General features: G+C 65.7%; 14 protein-coding genes. 12 read left to right on the top strand and 2 right to left on the bottom strand.

The window, feature by feature from the left end; all coding sequences use genetic code 11:
- The first annotated feature begins 31 nt into the window (after positions 1-31).
- The 7 genes from FLL57_RS00970 to FLL57_RS00940 all read left to right on the top strand — a co-directional run bounded on the left by FLL57_RS00970 (position 32) and on the right by FLL57_RS00940 (position 7893).
- Positions 32-961, top strand: a complete 930-nt coding sequence (locus FLL57_RS00970) for a histone deacetylase family protein (protein WP_047307442.1) — start codon at positions 32-34, stop codon at positions 959-961.
- Between the two features lie 81 nt (positions 962-1042).
- A complete protein-coding gene (locus tag FLL57_RS00965; protein WP_013500897.1) occupies positions 1043-1294 on the top strand; it encodes an exodeoxyribonuclease VII small subunit in 252 nt (83 codons plus the stop codon).
- A gap of 413 nt (positions 1295-1707) precedes the next feature.
- Complete coding sequence (gene dxs / locus FLL57_RS00960) at positions 1708-3633, top strand: 1-deoxy-D-xylulose-5-phosphate synthase (RefSeq protein WP_142881894.1); 1926 nt, start codon at positions 1708-1710, stop codon at positions 3631-3633.
- A gap of 178 nt (positions 3634-3811) precedes the next feature.
- Entirely contained in the window at positions 3812-4381 is a 570-nt protein-coding gene (locus FLL57_RS00955) for a nucleoside 2-deoxyribosyltransferase (RefSeq protein ID WP_142881893.1), read from the top strand.
- A gap of 3 nt (positions 4382-4384) precedes the next feature.
- A complete protein-coding gene (locus FLL57_RS00950; protein WP_142881892.1) occupies positions 4385-5125 on the top strand; it encodes a TlyA family RNA methyltransferase in 741 nt (246 codons plus the stop codon).
- A gap of 55 nt (positions 5126-5180) precedes the next feature.
- Positions 5181-6605, top strand: a complete 1425-nt coding sequence (locus FLL57_RS00945) for an MATE family efflux transporter (RefSeq protein WP_142881891.1) — start codon at positions 5181-5183, stop codon at positions 6603-6605.
- 46 nt (positions 6606-6651) lie between these two features.
- The gene (locus tag FLL57_RS00940; RefSeq protein ID WP_142881890.1) at positions 6652-7893 is read left to right on the top strand and encodes a class I SAM-dependent RNA methyltransferase; all 1242 of its coding nucleotides are present in this window, start codon (positions 6652-6654) and stop codon (positions 7891-7893) included.
- Between the two features lie 354 nt (positions 7894-8247).
- Here FLL57_RS00940 and FLL57_RS00930 read toward each other — a convergent pair whose 3' ends face one another.
- Together FLL57_RS00930 and FLL57_RS00925 are read right to left on the bottom strand one after the other, a co-directional pair.
- Positions 8248-8658, bottom strand: coding sequence for a cell division protein ZapA (locus tag FLL57_RS00930; RefSeq protein WP_013500891.1), 411 nt, complete (start codon positions 8656-8658; stop codon positions 8248-8250).
- Entirely contained in the window at positions 8655-8999 is a 345-nt protein-coding gene (locus FLL57_RS00925) for a DUF4164 domain-containing protein (protein ID WP_013500890.1), read from the bottom strand. The genes FLL57_RS00930 and FLL57_RS00925 overlap by 4 nt, the downstream gene beginning before the upstream one ends.
- Positions 9000-9323: 324 nt before the next feature.
- Between FLL57_RS00925 and tkt the strand changes: the two genes are divergently transcribed.
- The 5 genes from tkt (at position 9324) to FLL57_RS00895 (ending at position 15556) form a co-directional block, all read left to right on the top strand.
- Entirely contained in the window at positions 9324-11309 is a 1986-nt protein-coding gene (tkt, locus tag FLL57_RS00920; RefSeq protein WP_142881889.1) for a transketolase, read from the top strand.
- Positions 11310-11523: 214 nt separating this feature from the next.
- Positions 11524-12531, top strand: coding sequence for a type I glyceraldehyde-3-phosphate dehydrogenase (gene gap, locus FLL57_RS00915; protein WP_013500888.1), 1008 nt, complete (start codon positions 11524-11526; stop codon positions 12529-12531).
- 172 nt (positions 12532-12703) lie between these two features.
- The gene (locus FLL57_RS00910; protein WP_142881888.1) at positions 12704-13900 is read left to right on the top strand and encodes a phosphoglycerate kinase; all 1197 of its coding nucleotides are present in this window, start codon (positions 12704-12706) and stop codon (positions 13898-13900) included.
- A gap of 121 nt (positions 13901-14021) precedes the next feature.
- Positions 14022-14267: an antitoxin MazE-like protein gene (locus FLL57_RS00905; RefSeq protein ID WP_142881887.1), complete on the top strand. Its 246-nt coding sequence runs from the start codon at positions 14022-14024 to the stop codon at positions 14265-14267.
- Positions 14268-14521: 254 nt separating this feature from the next.
- Complete coding sequence (locus FLL57_RS00895) at positions 14522-15556, top strand: class I fructose-bisphosphate aldolase (protein WP_142881886.1); 1035 nt, start codon at positions 14522-14524, stop codon at positions 15554-15556.
- Positions 15557-15561 lie beyond the last annotated feature (5 nt).

Genomic DNA, 15561 nt, shown 5'->3' with positions numbered 1-15561 from the left:
CACAGACTGACCGGCGCCGGGCTCATTCCGAATGACCACGCTTTTTCTGACCCATTCCGCGTGCCTCGATCATGACACGCCGGAAGGACATCCCGAGCGCGCCGCGCGGCTCGTCGCCATCAACAAGGCGCTTGGTGAGGAGCGGTTCGCGGCGCTGGCGCGTGCGGAATCGCCGATCGGATCGCTCGAGCACATCGCGCTGTGCCACACCGATCACCACATCGTCGAGCTGCGCCACATGTCGCCCTCGACCGGCATCGTCTATGTCGACGGCGACACCTCGATGTCGCCGGGCACGTTCGAGGCGGCGCTGCGCGGCGTCGGCGGCTCGGTCGCCGCGGTGGACGCGGTGATGAAGGGCACGGCCGCCAACGCCTTCGTCGCCACCCGCCCGCCCGGCCACCATGCCGAGATCACCAAGCCGATGGGGTTCTGCTTCTTCGGCAACGCCGCGATCGCGGCGCGCTACGCCCAGCGGCAATACGGCATCGAGCGCGCCGCGGTGGTGGATTTCGACGTGCATCACGGCAACGGCACCCAGGACATCTTCTGGGGCGACCGTACCGTGATGTATTGTTCGACCCACCAGATGCCGCTGTTCCCCGGGACCGGCTCCCAGGGCGAACGGGGCGAACACGACAATATCGTCAACGCCCCCCTAGCCTCCGAAGACGGCGGCACCGAGTTCCGTTTCGCGTTCGATCAATTGATCCTGCCCCAGCTCAAGCGGTTCTCCCCGGAACTGATCGTGATTTCGGCCGGCTTCGACGCTCATTATCGCGATCCGCTGGCGAGCCTGAACCTGCGCGCAGAAGATTTCGCCTGGGTCACCGAGAGGCTGATGGAGGTGGCGGATCAGACCGCCGGGGGCCGCATTGTATCGGTGCTCGAGGGGGGATATGACCTGCAGGGACTGGGTGAATCTGTTGCGGCTCATGTGGGCGCCCTGATGGGTGCTTGAACCAGCCGCCCCGTCAGGCGACCAAAAACCAACAACGAGAATATGCCGCCGCGTCCCGCGCGGTGCAGCCGGAAGTGCGAAATGGCCGAAGCCGCAACCGCCGATATCAAAAAACTGAGCTTCGAACGTGCCCTCGAAGAACTCGAGACCATCGTCAAGCGACTCGAAGACGGCAAGGTTCCGCTCGAGGAGTCGGTGACGATTTACGAGCGCGGCGAGGCGCTTAAGCGGCGCTGCGAGGATCTGCTGCGGCAGGCGGAAGCGCGCGTGGACAAGATCACCACCGACGCGCAGGGTGTTCCGACCGGAACCGAACCGCTCGACGTGCAATAACGCCGAGACTTCGCGAAGGTATTTTCTTGCGCTGCCGGGCCGGCACCACGGTGTTTGCGGCGCAACACTGGAGTTCCGCAAGTACCCCCATCAACCCTGTTGGCCGAAAGTTTACGCAGCCTGACCAAGCCTTGGGCGGCCGATGGTTGGCTTTAAAGACGGGTTTGTGTAAAGGTATGAGCTTATGCGCCGCGCTTGACACTCGCCGCGATGGCACTGTCAAGTTCGGTGGACGTGTGCAGCCGCAATAAGTGATCGAGGTCACTTCGACGATCGGGAGCGCACACTACGCTTCGATCGTTGATTTCTCCTGACGTAGGAGTGCGGGAGCCGGGTGAGGCTCGCGCAGACTGGACACTCGGACCATTCGTCGAGGGACTCACCACCCTATAGTTATAGACTGGAATATCGCCGTGACCGAATTTAGTAAGACGCCGCTTCTCGACACCATTCGTACTCCGGAAGATCTGCGCAAGCTGCGGATCGATCAGGTTCGGCAGGTTGCCGACGAATTGCGATTGGAGACGATCGACGCGGTCTCGGTCACCGGCGGGCATTTCGGCGCCGGTCTCGGCGTGGTCGAGCTGACCACCGCACTGCACTATGTATTCGACACCCCGCGCGACCGCCTGATCTGGGACGTCGGTCATCAGGCCTACCCGCACAAGATCCTGACCGGCCGACGCGACCGCATCCGTACTTTGCGTACCGGCGGCGGCCTGTCCGGCTTCACCAAACGCACCGAAAGCGACCACGACCCGTTCGGTGCCGGTCACTCCTCGACCTCGATCTCCGCCGGTCTCGGCATGGCGGTGGCCAGCGAGCTCGCCGGCAAGAAGAACAACGTGATCGCAGTGATCGGCGACGGTTCGATCTCGGCCGGCATGGCCTATGAGGCGATGAACAATGCCGGCGCGATGAATTCCCGTCTGATCGTCATCCTCAACGACAACAACATGTCGATCGCCCCGCCAGTCGGAGCGATGTCGGCCTATCTGTCGCGGCTGTATTCCGGCAAGACCTATCGGTCGCTGCGCGAGGCCGGCAAGCAGATCGGCAAGCATCTGCCCAAGCTGATCGCCGATCGCGCCGCCCGCGCCGAGGAATATTCCCGCGGCTTCATGATGGGCGGCGGCACGCTGTTCGAGGAGCTGGGCTTCTATTACGTCGGCCCGGTCGACGGTCACAACCTCGACCACCTGCTGCCGATCCTGCAGAACGTCCGCGACGCCGACACCGGCCCGTTCCTGATCCACGTCGTGACCCAGAAGGGCAAGGGTTACGGCCCCGCCGAAGCCGCTGCCGACAAGTATCACGCCGTGGTCAAATTCGACATCGCGACCGGCGCACAGTCCAAGGCCAAGTCGAACGCGCCGTCCTACCAGAATGTGTTCGGCCAGAGCCTGGTCAAGGAAGCCGAGAAGGACGACAAGATCGTCGGCATCACCGCCGCGATGCCGTCCGGCACCGGCATCGACATCTTCGAGAAAGCGTTCCCGAAGCGTACCTTCGACGTCGGCATCGCCGAGCAGCACGCCGTCACCTTCGCGGCAGGCCTCGCCACCGAGGGCTACAAGCCGTTCTGCGCGATCTATTCGACCTTCCTGCAACGCGCCTACGATCAGATCGTGCACGACGTCGCGATCCAGAAGCTGCCGGTGCGCTTCGCGATCGACCGCGCCGGTCTGGTCGGCGCCGACGGTGCCACCCACGCCGGTTCGTTCGACAACGCCTATCTGGGCTGCCTACCCAACATGGTGATCATGGCGGCGGCCGACGAAGCCGAGCTGGTGCATATGGTCGCCACCCAGGTGGCGATCGATGACCGGCCGAGCGCAGTGCGCTATCCGCGCGGCGAAGGCCGCGGCGTCGAGATGCCGGACGTCGGCGTTCCGCTGGAAATCGGCAAGGGCCGCATCATCCGTCAGGGCAACAAGGTCGCGCTGCTGTCGTTCGGCACCCGGCTCGCCGAGGCCGAAAAAGCCGCCGACGAACTCGCCACCCTCGGCCTCTCCACCACCGTCGCCGACGCCCGCTTCATGAAGCCGCTCGACATCGAGCTGGTGCTGAAGCTCGCCCGCGACCACGAGGTGCTGATCACCGTCGAGGAAGGCTCGATCGGTGGCTTCGGCAGCCACGTGATGCAGGCGCTGGCCGAGCACGGCATGCTCGACGGTCAGGTGAAGATGCGGTCGCTGGTGCTGCCGGATGTGTTCATGGACCACGACAATCCCACCGCGATGTACGCCCGCGCCGGCCTCGACGCCAAGGCGATCGTCAAGAAGGTATTCGACGTGCTCGGCAACGACGCCAAGGCCGAGACCTCGAAGCTGGCCTGAGCGTGAGCAGCATCGATATTTCCGCGGTGTCATTCCGGGGGCTCACCAACGGGTCCGGCCTTCGGCCGGCCCGGTGACAGGCTCCGTGAGCGAGCCCGGAATCTATAACCACCGCCGGGAATATGGATTCCGGGCCTTCGCCACGTTCGGCTGACGCCGACCGAGGCAAATCCCGGAAATGACGAAGAAGATCTACCTCGCCGGCCCCGACATTTTCCTCCCCGATGCGCTTGAGATCGGCCGGCGCAAGGTTGCGCGGTGCGCGGACCACGGGCTCCAGGGGCTGTTCCCGCTCGACAACGCGGTGGCGCTGGCCGCCCACGACGCCTCGCTGCAGATCTTCCGCGGCAACGAGGCGATGATGAATGACGCAGACGCCATCATCGCCAATCTGACACCGTTTCGCGGGCCCAGCGCCGACGCCGGCACGGTGTACGAACTCGGCTACATGGCCGGACGCGGAAAGCTGGTGCTCGGCTATTCGAACGACCCGGCGAGTTATGTCGCGCGGGTCCAGCAGTTCGAGACTGTCGAGAGCCGCGACGGCCTGCTGATCGGCGCCGATGGCCTTGCGGTCGAAGACTTCGGCCTCGCCGACAATCTGATGCTGATCCACTGCCTCGATCTGCACGGCGCACCGCTGGTGACGCCGCGTGAACGTCCGTCAGATCTGTGGTACGACCTCGATAGCTTCACCGCCTGTGTCCGGATCGCGGCGGAGCGGCTGCGGCCACAACAGGCGCGCTGATCGATGGCGAAGTCACCAGATCCCCGCCTCCGGAAGCGCGCCGATGTCGTGCTGGTGGAACGCGGCCTGTTCGACAGCCGCGCGCGAGCGCAGGCGGCGATCGAGGCCGGCCTGGTGGTCGCGGATGGCAAGCCGGTCACGAGGGTTTCTGAACCGATCGCGCTTGATGCAGCGATCGAAGCGCAGCCGGCGCATCCATGGGTGTCGCGCGGCGGAGTGAAGCTCGCCGGCGCGCTGGAGCGCTATCCGATCGAGATCGAGGATCACGTCTGCCTCGACGTCGGCTCCTCCACCGGCGGTTTCACCGAGGTGCTGCTGGCGCACGGTGCCGCGCTGGTGTACGCGGTCGATGTCGGCCGCGATCAGCTTCACGCTTCGCTGCGCGGCCATCCCAAGATCGTCTCCATGGAAGAGACCGACATCCGCAAGCTCGAAGGCACCCGTCTGCCGCAACGGCCGGATGTCGTGGTGATCGATGCCAGCTTCATTTCGCTGAAGCAGGTGCTGCCCGCTGCGCTGTCGCTTGCCGCATCGCCGATGAGTCTGCTGGCGCTGATCAAGCCGCAGTTCGAGGCGCCCTCGAAGCGCGGCATCGTCCGCGACGCCAAGGTGCATCGCGCGGTGTGCGACGCCGCCGCTGGTTTCGCCGCCTCGCTCGGCTGCCGCGACATCGAGGTCTTTGCTTCCTCGATCGCCGGCGGAGACGGTAACGCCGAGTTCTTCCTGGGCGCCCGGCGCGGCTGACCACGCCGCAGCCGGCTGCCGGAACCAAAGTCTTACTCCGGCCGCAACTTCGACTATGGTGCGCGCCATGACCTTTCCTGGCTCCAACATCGCCGCCGGCGCGCTCGCGCCGGCGAAATCGTCTGCGTGGCGAACCGAGCTCGTCGAAACGCTGTGGCTCGCTCTGCCGATGGCGCTGACGCAGCTCGGCCAGATCGCGATGATGACCACCGATCTGGCGCTGATCGGCCGGCTTGGCGATACCGCCGTCGCCGCCGCCGCTCTGGCGCATATCGTGCTGTTCTCGACCTTCACCATGGGTCTTGGTCTGGTGTCCGCGGTGACTCCGCTGGCCGCGCAGGCGGTCGGTGCCCGCGCCCCCCGGCAAGTGCGCGCTTCGCTCCGGGTCGGGCTATGGGCGGGCATGATCGCCGGCGTGCCGCTGACGCTCGGCCAGCTTTATGGCGAAGAACTGCTGGTCGCCCTCGGCCAGGATCCTGCGACCTCGCGGCTTGCGGGCGATTACCTCGACGGACTCGCATGGTCGCTGGTGCCCGGCTGGCTATTCATTGCGCTGCGCGGCTTCATGGGCGCGGTGAACCGACCCGAGCCGGCGCTATGGATCATGCTGACGGCGATCCCGATCAATCTCGGCCTCGCTTACGCGTTGATTCACGGCTCGTTCGGCCTGCCGCGGCTGGAGATCTTCGGCGCCGGTCTCGCCACCACCATCGTGTCGTGGGGGATGTGCGTCGCCGCCGCTGCGGTATGCGTGACGATGCGCCCGTTCCGGAAGTACCAGGTGTTCGGCGAACTGTTCCGGTTCGATCGCGAGCTGATGCGCCGGCTGCTCCAGCTCGGCCTGCCGATCTCCGGCGCCTCAGTGCTGGAATACGGCGTGTTCGGCGCCGCCGCATTGCTGATGGGCTGGTTCGGCACCACCGCGCTCGCCGCCCATCAGATCGCGCTCCAGATCGCGGCTATCATGTTTATGGTGCCGATGGGAATTTCGGTCGCCGCCACGGTGCGGGTCGGCCATGCGGTCGGGCGCGGCGATCCATCAGCCGCACGGCGGGCAGGCTTTGCGGCAATCGGTCTCGGCCTGGCGTTCATGGCCGCGATGACGCTGCTGGTGGCACTGACCAGGCACCAGATTCCGTATCTGTTTCTCGGCGACTCCGAGACGGCGGCGGCGACCGCGGCCCTTACTGCCGCACTGCTGATCGTCGGCGCCAGCTTCTTTATCGCGGACGGCCTGCAAGTGGTCGCCAACGGCGCACTGCGCGGCCGTAACGACACCAAAATACCGCTGTTGTTCGCGGTGCTCGGGTTCTGGCTGATCGGCTTTCCATGCTGCTGGGTGCTCGGCTTCCACACCGACCTCGGACCGTTCGGTGTCTGGATCGGGCTGGCGATCGGCCTGATCGTCTATGCGACGCTGCTGGTGTGGCGTTTCCACCGGCTGACGCGCGACTCGATGGCGGCGGCCGTCGCCGCCTGATCACTTCCGGCTTTACGGCCTGCCGGCCGGGGACTATCGCATCGCCATGATCCAGACCATGACGATCGATCGGCTCGGCCACCGCGGCGACGGCGTCAGCCTGTCGCCAGGCAGCGCGACTTACGTGCCGTTCGCGCTGCCCGGCGAAACCGTCGAGGCCGAGGCGGTGCAAGGTCACCCCGACCGCCGCAAGCTGCTGCGCGTCGAAGTGCCGAGTCCCGATCGGGTCGTACCGCTCTGCCCACATTTCGGGGTGTGCGGCGGCTGCGCAATCCAGCATTTGCGTGACGAGCCGTATCGGGCATGGAAGCGCGATCTGGTGATCGAAACGCTGGCGCAAGCGGGGATCGATGTTCCGGTCGATCCGCTGATCGATGCCCACGGCGCCGGACGGCGACGCGCTACGCTGCACGCCCGCCGCGGCACGCACGACATTCTCAAGGTCGGCTTCAGTGCCAACGCGAGCCACGACATCATCGCCATCGATCACTGCCCGATCCTCGATCCGGCGCTGAACGGCGCACTGGAAGCGGCCTGGGCGCTAGCCGAAGCGCTGACGCCGGTCGGCAAGCCGCTCGATATTCAAGTCACCGCCACCGAGAACGGCCTCGATATCGACGTGCGCGGCTCGGGGCCGCTGCCGCCGAAGATGATCACCGCGCTGTCGCAGCTCGCCGAGCAGCACAAGCTCGCGAGGCTTACCCGGCACGGCGAGTTGGTGCTGCTGCGCCGACCGCCGGTCGTAGCGATCGGCAAGGCCAAGGTGACGCTACCGCCGGGCGCGTTCCTGCAGGCGACCGCGCTCGGCGAACAGACGCTGGCGGGGCTGGCGATGGCGCATCTCGGCCGCGCCAAGCAGGTCGCGGATCTGTTCTGCGGCGTCGGCCCGTTCGCGCTGCGCCTCGCCGAGAAGGCACGGGTGTTCGCCTGTGACAGTGACGCGCCCGCGGTGACGGCGCTCCAGAAGGCTGCTCCGGCGACGCCGGGACTGAAGCCGGTGAAGGCCGAAGCGCGCGATCTCTTCCGTCGCCCGCTGGCACCGCCAGAACTCCGCGATTTCGACGCCGTGCTGTTCGATCCGCCGCGCCAGGGCGCGCAGGCGCAGGCCGCGCAGCTCGCAGCGAGCCGGGTGCCGCTGGTGATTGCGGTGTCGTGCAACGCCACCACCTTCGCCCGCGACGCCAAGCTGCTGATCGACGGCGGCTACAGGCTCGAAGGCGTGAGCCCAGTCGATCAGTTCAAGTACACGCCGCATGTCGAACTGGTGGCGAGCTTTCGAAAGAAGTGACTCTCACAGTGTCATTCCGGGGCGCGAACGTAGTTCGCGAACCAGGAATCTAGAGCGGTTCATCATTTGATTGAAACGATCTGACCTTTCCGAAGGCACTGAGTCCTCATCCTGAGGAGCCCGGCGAAGCCGGGCGTCTCGAAGGATGGGGCAACGCATTCCCTGCGTCATATGGTTCGAGACGGCGCTACGCGCCTCCTCACCATGAGGTTGTGCGTGTGGCAGGCGGTGCGGATCAACTCTGATTCGATGAAAAGAAGAACTGCTCTGGAGTTGTTGCGGAGCCCGCATGTCATCACGGCGAGATTCCGGGTTCGCGCGTTTCACGCGCGCCCCGGAATGACGTGGGATCAACTACCCGATCGCGATGCCGCCGCCGATGGTGCGGTTGAGCACTTGGGTGGTGCGTTCGATGCGTTCGGCGGCGCTGTTGAGCGCGGCGGCGACGGCGCGGTTGGTGGTCACGGTGCGATCCAGCGAAGCGGCGCGGTCGTTGCGTAGCGCCTCGACTTCCTGCTGCAGGGCGGCGATGCGGCCATGAGCGTCGAGCAGTTCGTCGGCCATCATCAGCGCCGCCATCACAGTCAGCCTCGCATCGCCGATCTCGCCGAACCGGCCGCGCAGGCTTTGAATTCGCGTCTCGAGATTTTCAGCAAGGCCGAGCAGTTGCGGCTCCTGGCCCGGCTCGCAGGCCATCCGGTATTGCCGGCCGTTGATGGTGACGCTGACGTGGTTGGCTGAGCCTGCGGAGTCGCTCGAACTCATGACTCCTCCTCGGCCGGTTGCGGGTCTCCCGCCGGGGTGTCGAGCACCTGGCGAATGGTGACGATGGCCACATCCAGCCGCTGCGCGATTTCGCGGTTGACCCGCTCAAGCTTGCGACTGCGAACCAGCGCACCGTCCAGCTCGTCCGCGAGCCGCGAGCGGTCGGCGCCGAGCGCTTGGATCCGCGACGCCAGTTCGTCCTCGTCGCGGTCGGCCTCGGCCCGGCGCTCCACCGCGCTTTCCAGCGCTTCGAGCGCCGCGGCAAGGCGACGCGCCGCGGCGACGATCTCGGCCGGCGCCTGATCGGTAGCGATGGAACCGTGGGCAGGACGATCCGTCATGCTCGTTGCGCGCCCCCTCGCAATCTCCCACACCCGAGGCCTTGCCGACCCCTAACAAAAGCCACGATTGAACAAGCCTTTAGAGCGCGAAATTTACGTGGCGAGGAAGCCGAGCGCAACGCTGCCGCTGAACTATGCACTGCAAAGCGCCCGCATTGGCGCCAGTTCCGCGACGCCGCGCTCGCTTTTGCGGTATCGGGTGCCATACCGAACTGGCTTCGGAGCCATTCGACCCCATCTGTTCTGTTCATCGCCTTGCCATGGAGGCAGGGCACGTTCCGATTCTCCCGGAACACCGGCAACCTCAATTCTCAGGCGGACATCATGGCGCAGCTCGATCATTCCCGTATGGCAAACGCAATCCGGGCGCTGGCGATGGATGCGGTGGAGAAGGCCAAATCCGGCCATCCCGGGCTGCCGATGGGCGCCGCCGACGTCGCGACCGTGCTGTGGGCGCAGTTCTTGAAGTTCGATGCGGCCGACCCGCACTGGCCTGATCGAGATCGCTTCATCCTCTCCGCCGGCCACGGCTCGATGCTGCTCTATGCGCTGCTGTACCTGACCGGCAACGAGGAGATGACGCTGGATCAGATCAAGAATTTCCGCCAACTCGACTCCAGGACCCCGGGCCACCCTGAGAACTGCATCACCTCCTCGGTCGAGACCACGACCGGTCCGCTCGGCCAGGGTGTGGCCTCCTCGGTCGGCACAGCGCTGGCGGAGCGGCTATTGCAGGCGGAGTTCGGCGACATCGTCGATCACTACACCTATGTGCTGTGCTCGGACGGCGACCTGATGGAAGGCGTCAGCCACGAGGCGATCGCGCTGGCCGGGCATCTCAGGCTGAGCAAGCTCATCTTCCTGTACGACGACAACGGCATCTCGATCGACGGTCCGCTGTCGCTGACCGACAATGTCGATCAGGTTGCGCGCTTCCAGGCGCACGGCTGGAATTCGTTCCGGATCGACGGCCACGACCACAAGGCGATCGCCGATGCGATCCGCAAGGCGCAGACCTCCGACCGGCCGACCATGATCGCCTGCAAGACCACGATCGGCTTCGGCGCGCCGCACAAGGCCGGCACTTCGAAGGCCCATGGCGAGCCGCTCGGCGCCGAGGAACTGGCCGGCGCCAAGAAGGCGCTCGGTTGGGATTACGGCCCGTTCGAGATCCCCGACGACGTGCTCGGTGCCTGGCGCAATGTCGGCAAGCAGGGCGCCACGGCCCGCGCCGACTGGCTGGCCCGGCTCGAGGCGCTGCCGGCGGACAAGCGCGACGATTTCAGGCGCCGGGTGATTGATCGCAAGCGGCCGGCGGCGATTGCGGATGCGATCCGCGCCCTGAAAGACAGATTGGTCACCGAGCCGCAGACCATCGCGACCCGCAAGGCCAGCGAACTGGCGCTGGAAGCGCTGACCCCGGTGGTACCGGAACTGCTGCTCGGCTCCGCCGACCTGACGCCCTCCAACAACACCCGCGTCAAACAGGCCAAGGACGTCACGCCGGACGATTTCTCGGGCCGCTACATCCACTACGGCATCCGCGAGATGGGCATGGCGGCGGCGATGAACGGCCTGGCGATGCACGGCGGCTTTGCGCCGGCGGGCGGCACCTTCATGTGCTTTGCCGACTACGCACGGCCGTCGATGCGGATCTCGGCGCTGTCGCATGTGCCCGTGGTTTACATCATGACCCACGACTCGATCGGGCTCGGCGAGGACGGCCCGACCCATCAGCCGGTCGAACACCTCGCGTCGTTGCGGGCGATGCCGAACATGCGGGTATTCCGCCCGGCCGATGCGGTAGAGACCGCCGAATGCTGGCAGCTCGCGCTGGAGAACACCTCCGGCCCGACGGTGCTGGCGCTGTCGCGGCAGAACCTTGCCCAGGTCCGCACCGCGACCTCCGAGGCCAACCTCTGCGCCACCGGCGGCTATGAGCTGATCCGGGCGCCCGGCAAGCCGCAGGTGTCGATCTTTGCCACCGGCTCCGAGGTCGAAATCGCCGTTGCGGCGCAGAAACTTCTGGAGGTGCAGGGCATCGCGGCCCGGGTGGTCTCGGTGCCGTCACTCGACCTGCTGCTGGCCCAGGACGAAGCCACCCGGGCCGGAATCATCGGCGACGCGCCGGTCAAGGTTGCGGTCGAAGCGGCGGTGCGGTTCGGCTGGGACGCGGTCATCGGCCCGGACGGCGGCTTTGTCGGGATGTCGAGTTTCGGCGCCAGTGCCCCGGCGAAAGAACTCTACAAACATTTCGGCATCACCGCGGAAGCGGTGGCCGACGCCGCCAGGCAGCGGATCAGCGCCTAATTTCGCGCCTGTCGCGAGCAGCGACTAAGGATCGCGCAAACCGTCCGACGTGGCGCACCCCACCGCCGATGCGTGCGCCGCCTACGGTAAGGCTTTGATCTGAATCACAAACGAGCGGATTGCAACTGCTCGGCATTTTGGGCATGACACCGCACAAGTACGGAGGACCACTCCGTCGCAACAATTGAGTATCATTAGCACGAGGAGAAATTGGATGGCAGTCCGGGTCGCGATCAATGGGTTTGGCCGTATCGGCCGCAACGTTCTGCGGGCGATCTACGAGTCCGGTCGTAAGGATATCGAAGTCGTCGCGATCAACGATCTCGGCCCGGTCGAAACCAACGCCCATCTGCTCCGCTTCGACTCCGTCCACGGCCGCTTCCCGTTCGAGGTCAAGGTCGACGGCGACACCATCGACATCGGCCGCGGCAAGATCAAGGTGACGGCGATCAAGGATCCGTCGGCGCTGCCCTACAAGGACATCGGCGTCGACATCGCGATGGAGTGCACCGGCATCTTCACCGCGCGTGACAAGGCTGCCGCGCTGCTGACCGCCGGCGCCAAGCGCGTCCTCGTCTCGGCCCCGTCGGACGGCGCCGACGCGACCATCGTGTACGGCGTCAACCACGCGACCCTGTCCAAGGACCACATGGTGGTGTCGAACGGCTCGTGCACCACCAATTGCCTGGCCCCGGTCGCCAAGGTGCTGAACGACACCGTCGGCATCGAGACCGGCTTCATGACCACGATCCACGCCTACACCGGCGACCAGCCGACGCTGGACACCATGCACAAGGATCTCTACCGCGCCCGCGCTGCGGCGATGTCGATGATCCCGACCTCGACCGGCGCCGCCAAGGCGATCGGCCTGGTGCTGCCGGAGCTGAAGGGCAAGCTCGACGGCGTCGCGATCCGGGTGCCGACCCCGAACGTCTCGGTGGTCGACCTCAAGATCATCGCCAAGAAGGCCACCACCAAGGAAGAGATCAACGAGGCGATCAAGCGCGCCGCCGAGCAGGAGCTGAAGGGCATTCTCGGCACCACCGACGCGCCGAACGTCTCGATCGACTTCAACCACGATCCGCACTCGTCCACCTTCCACATGGACCAGACCAAGGTGCAGAACGGCACGCTGGTTCGGGTGATGTCGTGGTACGACAACGAATGGGGCTTCTCCAACCGCATGGCCGACACCGCCGTGGCGATGAGCAAGCTGATCTGACGACCTGATACTTGTGAACTCATGGTTCGAGACGCGGGCTTTCGCCCGGTCTCACCATGAGGACTTTGTCTGGCGCGAGGAGCTCGTCTCCTCGCCGCTTTGGAAACCTCATCCTGAGGAGCCGAGCGCAGCGAGGCGTCTCGAAGGATGGGCCCCACACACAGGGTTCATCATGACCAAATCATTCCGTACCCTCGACGATGTCGACGTCAAAGGCCAACGCGTGCTGCTGCGCGTCGATCTCAACGTGCCGATGGATTCCGGCAAGGTGACCGACACCACCCGGCTGGAGCGTGTCGCGCCGACCATCACCGAGATCGCCGGCAAGGGCGGCAAGGTGATCCTGCTGGCGCATTTCGGCCGGCCGAAGGGCCGCGACGACAAGAACTCGCTGAAGCCGGTGGCTGCCGCGCTCGCCGACGTCATCAAGAAGCCGGTAGGCTTCGCCGAGGACTGCGTCGGCGAGCCGGCGGCGAAGGCGATTGCCGCGATGGCGGACGGCGATATCCTCTGCCTGGAGAACACCCGCTTTCATCCCGAGGAAGAGAAGAACGACCCGGCGTTCGTCGAAAAGCTCGCAGAGCTCGGCGACATCTGGGTCAACGACGCGTTCTCGGCCGCGCACCGCGCCCACGCCTCGACCGAGGGCCTCGGCCACAAGCTGCCGGCCTATGCGGGCCGCACCATGCAGGCCGAGCTCGACGCGCTGAACAAGGCGCTGGAAGCGCCGGCAAAGCCGGTGATCGCGATCGTCGGCGGCGCCAAGGTGTCGAGCAAGATCGATCTTCTCGAAAACCTTGTCACCAAGGTGCAGGCGCTGGTGATCGGCGGCGGCATGGCCAACACCTTCCTGCATGCTCAGGGCGTCAAGGTCGGCAAGTCGCTGTGCGAGAAGGATCTGGCGGAAACCGCGCTGCGGATCATGAACAAGGCCGAGGCCGCCAACTGCGCCATCATCCTCCCCGTGGACGCCACCGTGGCGTATCACTTCGAGGCCAACGCGCCGTCGTTCGCCTATGGGCTCGACGCAATCCCGCCGGACAGCATGATCCTCGACGTCGGCCCGCGCTCGATCGAGCGCATCCACGCCGCGATCGACGACGCCGCCACCCTGGTGTGGAACGGGCCGGTCGGCGCGTTCGAACTGACGCCGTTCGACAAGGGCACGGTCGAAGCCGCCAAGCATGCCGCCAAGCGGACCAAGGCCGGCAAACTGGTGTCGGTCGCCGGCGGCGGCGACACCGTCGCGGCGCTCAACCACGCCGGCGTTGCCGACGACTTCACCTACATCTCGACCGCCGGCGGCGCCTTCCTGGAGTGGATGGAAGGCAAGCCGCTGCCGGGCGTGGAAGTGCTGCGGGCGAAGTAGGCCCAACTCACGCCCACTCGGTCTCGAAGAACGCCCAGGTTGTAGATACCTCGCTCCGCACCTACATTCCGAACAGGATGTGGTGCGGATCGCAGGACCGAGTTCCGCAGAGGTCATCACGGTGGGCACCAGTGACGATCGCGATTCTGAAGAGCGGGCTCGGGAGGCTGCGCGGCAGCTCCGAGCCGAGATGACGGCGCCTGGACTGCGGCCGACCGACCCGCCGCTCCCTGACTTGGACGCTCCAGAGATCAAGGCAAAAATTCGCCGGGCCTGCGCCGCCATCAACGCAAGTGCAGAAGAACAAGAGCTCCTTGAGCAGCTTGGCGATATGATGATCGAAGTCTGGGGCGACGACGGGAAATGACGCGCCCGTCCTTACTGCATTCTTTCTCGTCATCGCCCGCGAAGGCGGGCGATCCAGTATGGCAGTGAACGGCGGATCGAACACGAGCGCTCTGGAATACTGGTTCCCCCGCCTTCGCGGGGGATGACGTTGGCCGCGGTTCTACCGACGACATGGCCGCGGTCAATCGTGCCCTCGCCATCTTCCTCGGCATTGTCTAAGACGCTGTCCGAACGGCTTCCCGAACCAACAAGAACAGCCAAAGGAGAGACGCGATGAACCTCGCTGACTTGAACCAGATCGCTCGCGCCATGGTCGCGCCCGGCAAGGGCATTCTCGCCGCCGACGAGTCGTCGGGGACGATCAAGAAGCGGTTCGACGTGATCGGGGTGGAGTCGACCGAGACCAACCGCCGCGACTATCGCGAGATGCTGTTCCGCTCCAACGAAGCGATGAGCGACTACGTCTCCGGCGTGATCCTGTACGACGAGACGATCTGGCAGAACGCCGCCGACGGCACCCCGCTGGTGAAGCTGATCGAGCAGGCCGGCAGCATCCCCGGCATCAAGGTCGACGAAGGCACCCAGCCGCTGCCGAACTGCCCCGGCGAGACCATCACGGTCGGCCTCGACAAGCTCGCCGAACGGCTGGCGAAATACTACAAGCAGGGCGCCCGCTTCGCGAAATGGCGCGCGGTGATCGACATCGACACCGCCCGCGGCGTGCCGACCCACACCGCGATCATGACCAACGCCCATGCGCTGGCGCGCTATGCGGCGCTGTGCCAGCAGGCGCAGATCGTGCCGATCGTCGAGCCCGAGGTGCTGATGGACGGCGGCCACGACATCGACACCTGCTACAACGTCACCGAATGGGTGCTGAAGGAAACCTTCCAGCAACTCTACTTCCAGCGCGTCGCCCTCGAAGGCATGATCCTGAAGCCGAACATGGCGGTCCCCGGCAAGAAATCGGCTAAGAAGGCGTCGGTGCAGGAAGTCGCCGAAAAGACCGTGAAGCTGCTGAAGGCCTGCGTGCCGTCGGCGGTTCCGGGCATCGCCTTCCTGTCCGGCGGCCAGTCGGACGAAGAAGCGACGGCGCATCTCGATGCCATGAACAAGATCGGCGGCCTGCCCTGGGGCCTCACCTTCTCGTACGGCCGTGCCCTGCAGGCCGCGCCGCAGAAGGCGTGGTCGGGCAAGGCCGAAAACGTCGCGGCCGGTCAGGCCGCGTTCACGCACCGGGCCCGGATGAACTCGCTCGCCGCCAAGGGCGAGTGGAGCGCCGAGCTCGAAACCAAGAAGGCCGCCTGAGCCGT

The organism is Rhodopseudomonas palustris, assembly GCF_007005445.1.
GTDB lineage: Bacteria > Pseudomonadota > Alphaproteobacteria > Rhizobiales > Xanthobacteraceae > Rhodopseudomonas > Rhodopseudomonas palustris_G.
Note: the sequence above shows the minus strand (reverse complement) of the source record. Positions and strands in the feature narration are given on the sequence as shown.

Coding starts and splice junctions, on each gene's coding strand:
- FLL57_RS00970 (WP_047307442.1), top strand. CDS start 32: ATGACCACGCTTTTTCTGACCCATTCCGCGTGCCTCGATCATGACACG.
- FLL57_RS00965 (WP_013500897.1), top strand. CDS start 1,043: ATGGCCGAAGCCGCAACCGCCGATATCAAAAAACTGAGCTTCGAACGT.
- FLL57_RS00955 (WP_142881893.1), top strand. CDS start 3,812: ATGACGAAGAAGATCTACCTCGCCGGCCCCGACATTTTCCTCCCCGAT.
- FLL57_RS00950 (WP_142881892.1), top strand. CDS start 4,385: ATGGCGAAGTCACCAGATCCCCGCCTCCGGAAGCGCGCCGATGTCGTG.
- FLL57_RS00945 (WP_142881891.1), top strand. CDS start 5,181: ATGGTGCGCGCCATGACCTTTCCTGGCTCCAACATCGCCGCCGGCGCG.
- FLL57_RS00940 (WP_142881890.1), top strand. CDS start 6,652: ATGATCCAGACCATGACGATCGATCGGCTCGGCCACCGCGGCGACGGC.
- FLL57_RS00930 (WP_013500891.1), bottom strand. CDS start 8,658: ATGAGTTCGAGCGACTCCGCAGGCTCAGCCAACCACGTCAGCGTCACC.
- FLL57_RS00925 (WP_013500890.1), bottom strand. CDS start 8,999: ATGACGGATCGTCCTGCCCACGGTTCCATCGCTACCGATCAGGCGCCG.
- tkt (WP_142881889.1), top strand. CDS start 9,324: ATGGCGCAGCTCGATCATTCCCGTATGGCAAACGCAATCCGGGCGCTG.
- gap (WP_013500888.1), top strand. CDS start 11,524: ATGGCAGTCCGGGTCGCGATCAATGGGTTTGGCCGTATCGGCCGCAAC.
- FLL57_RS00910 (WP_142881888.1), top strand. CDS start 12,704: ATGACCAAATCATTCCGTACCCTCGACGATGTCGACGTCAAAGGCCAA.
- FLL57_RS00895 (WP_142881886.1), top strand. CDS start 14,522: ATGAACCTCGCTGACTTGAACCAGATCGCTCGCGCCATGGTCGCGCCC.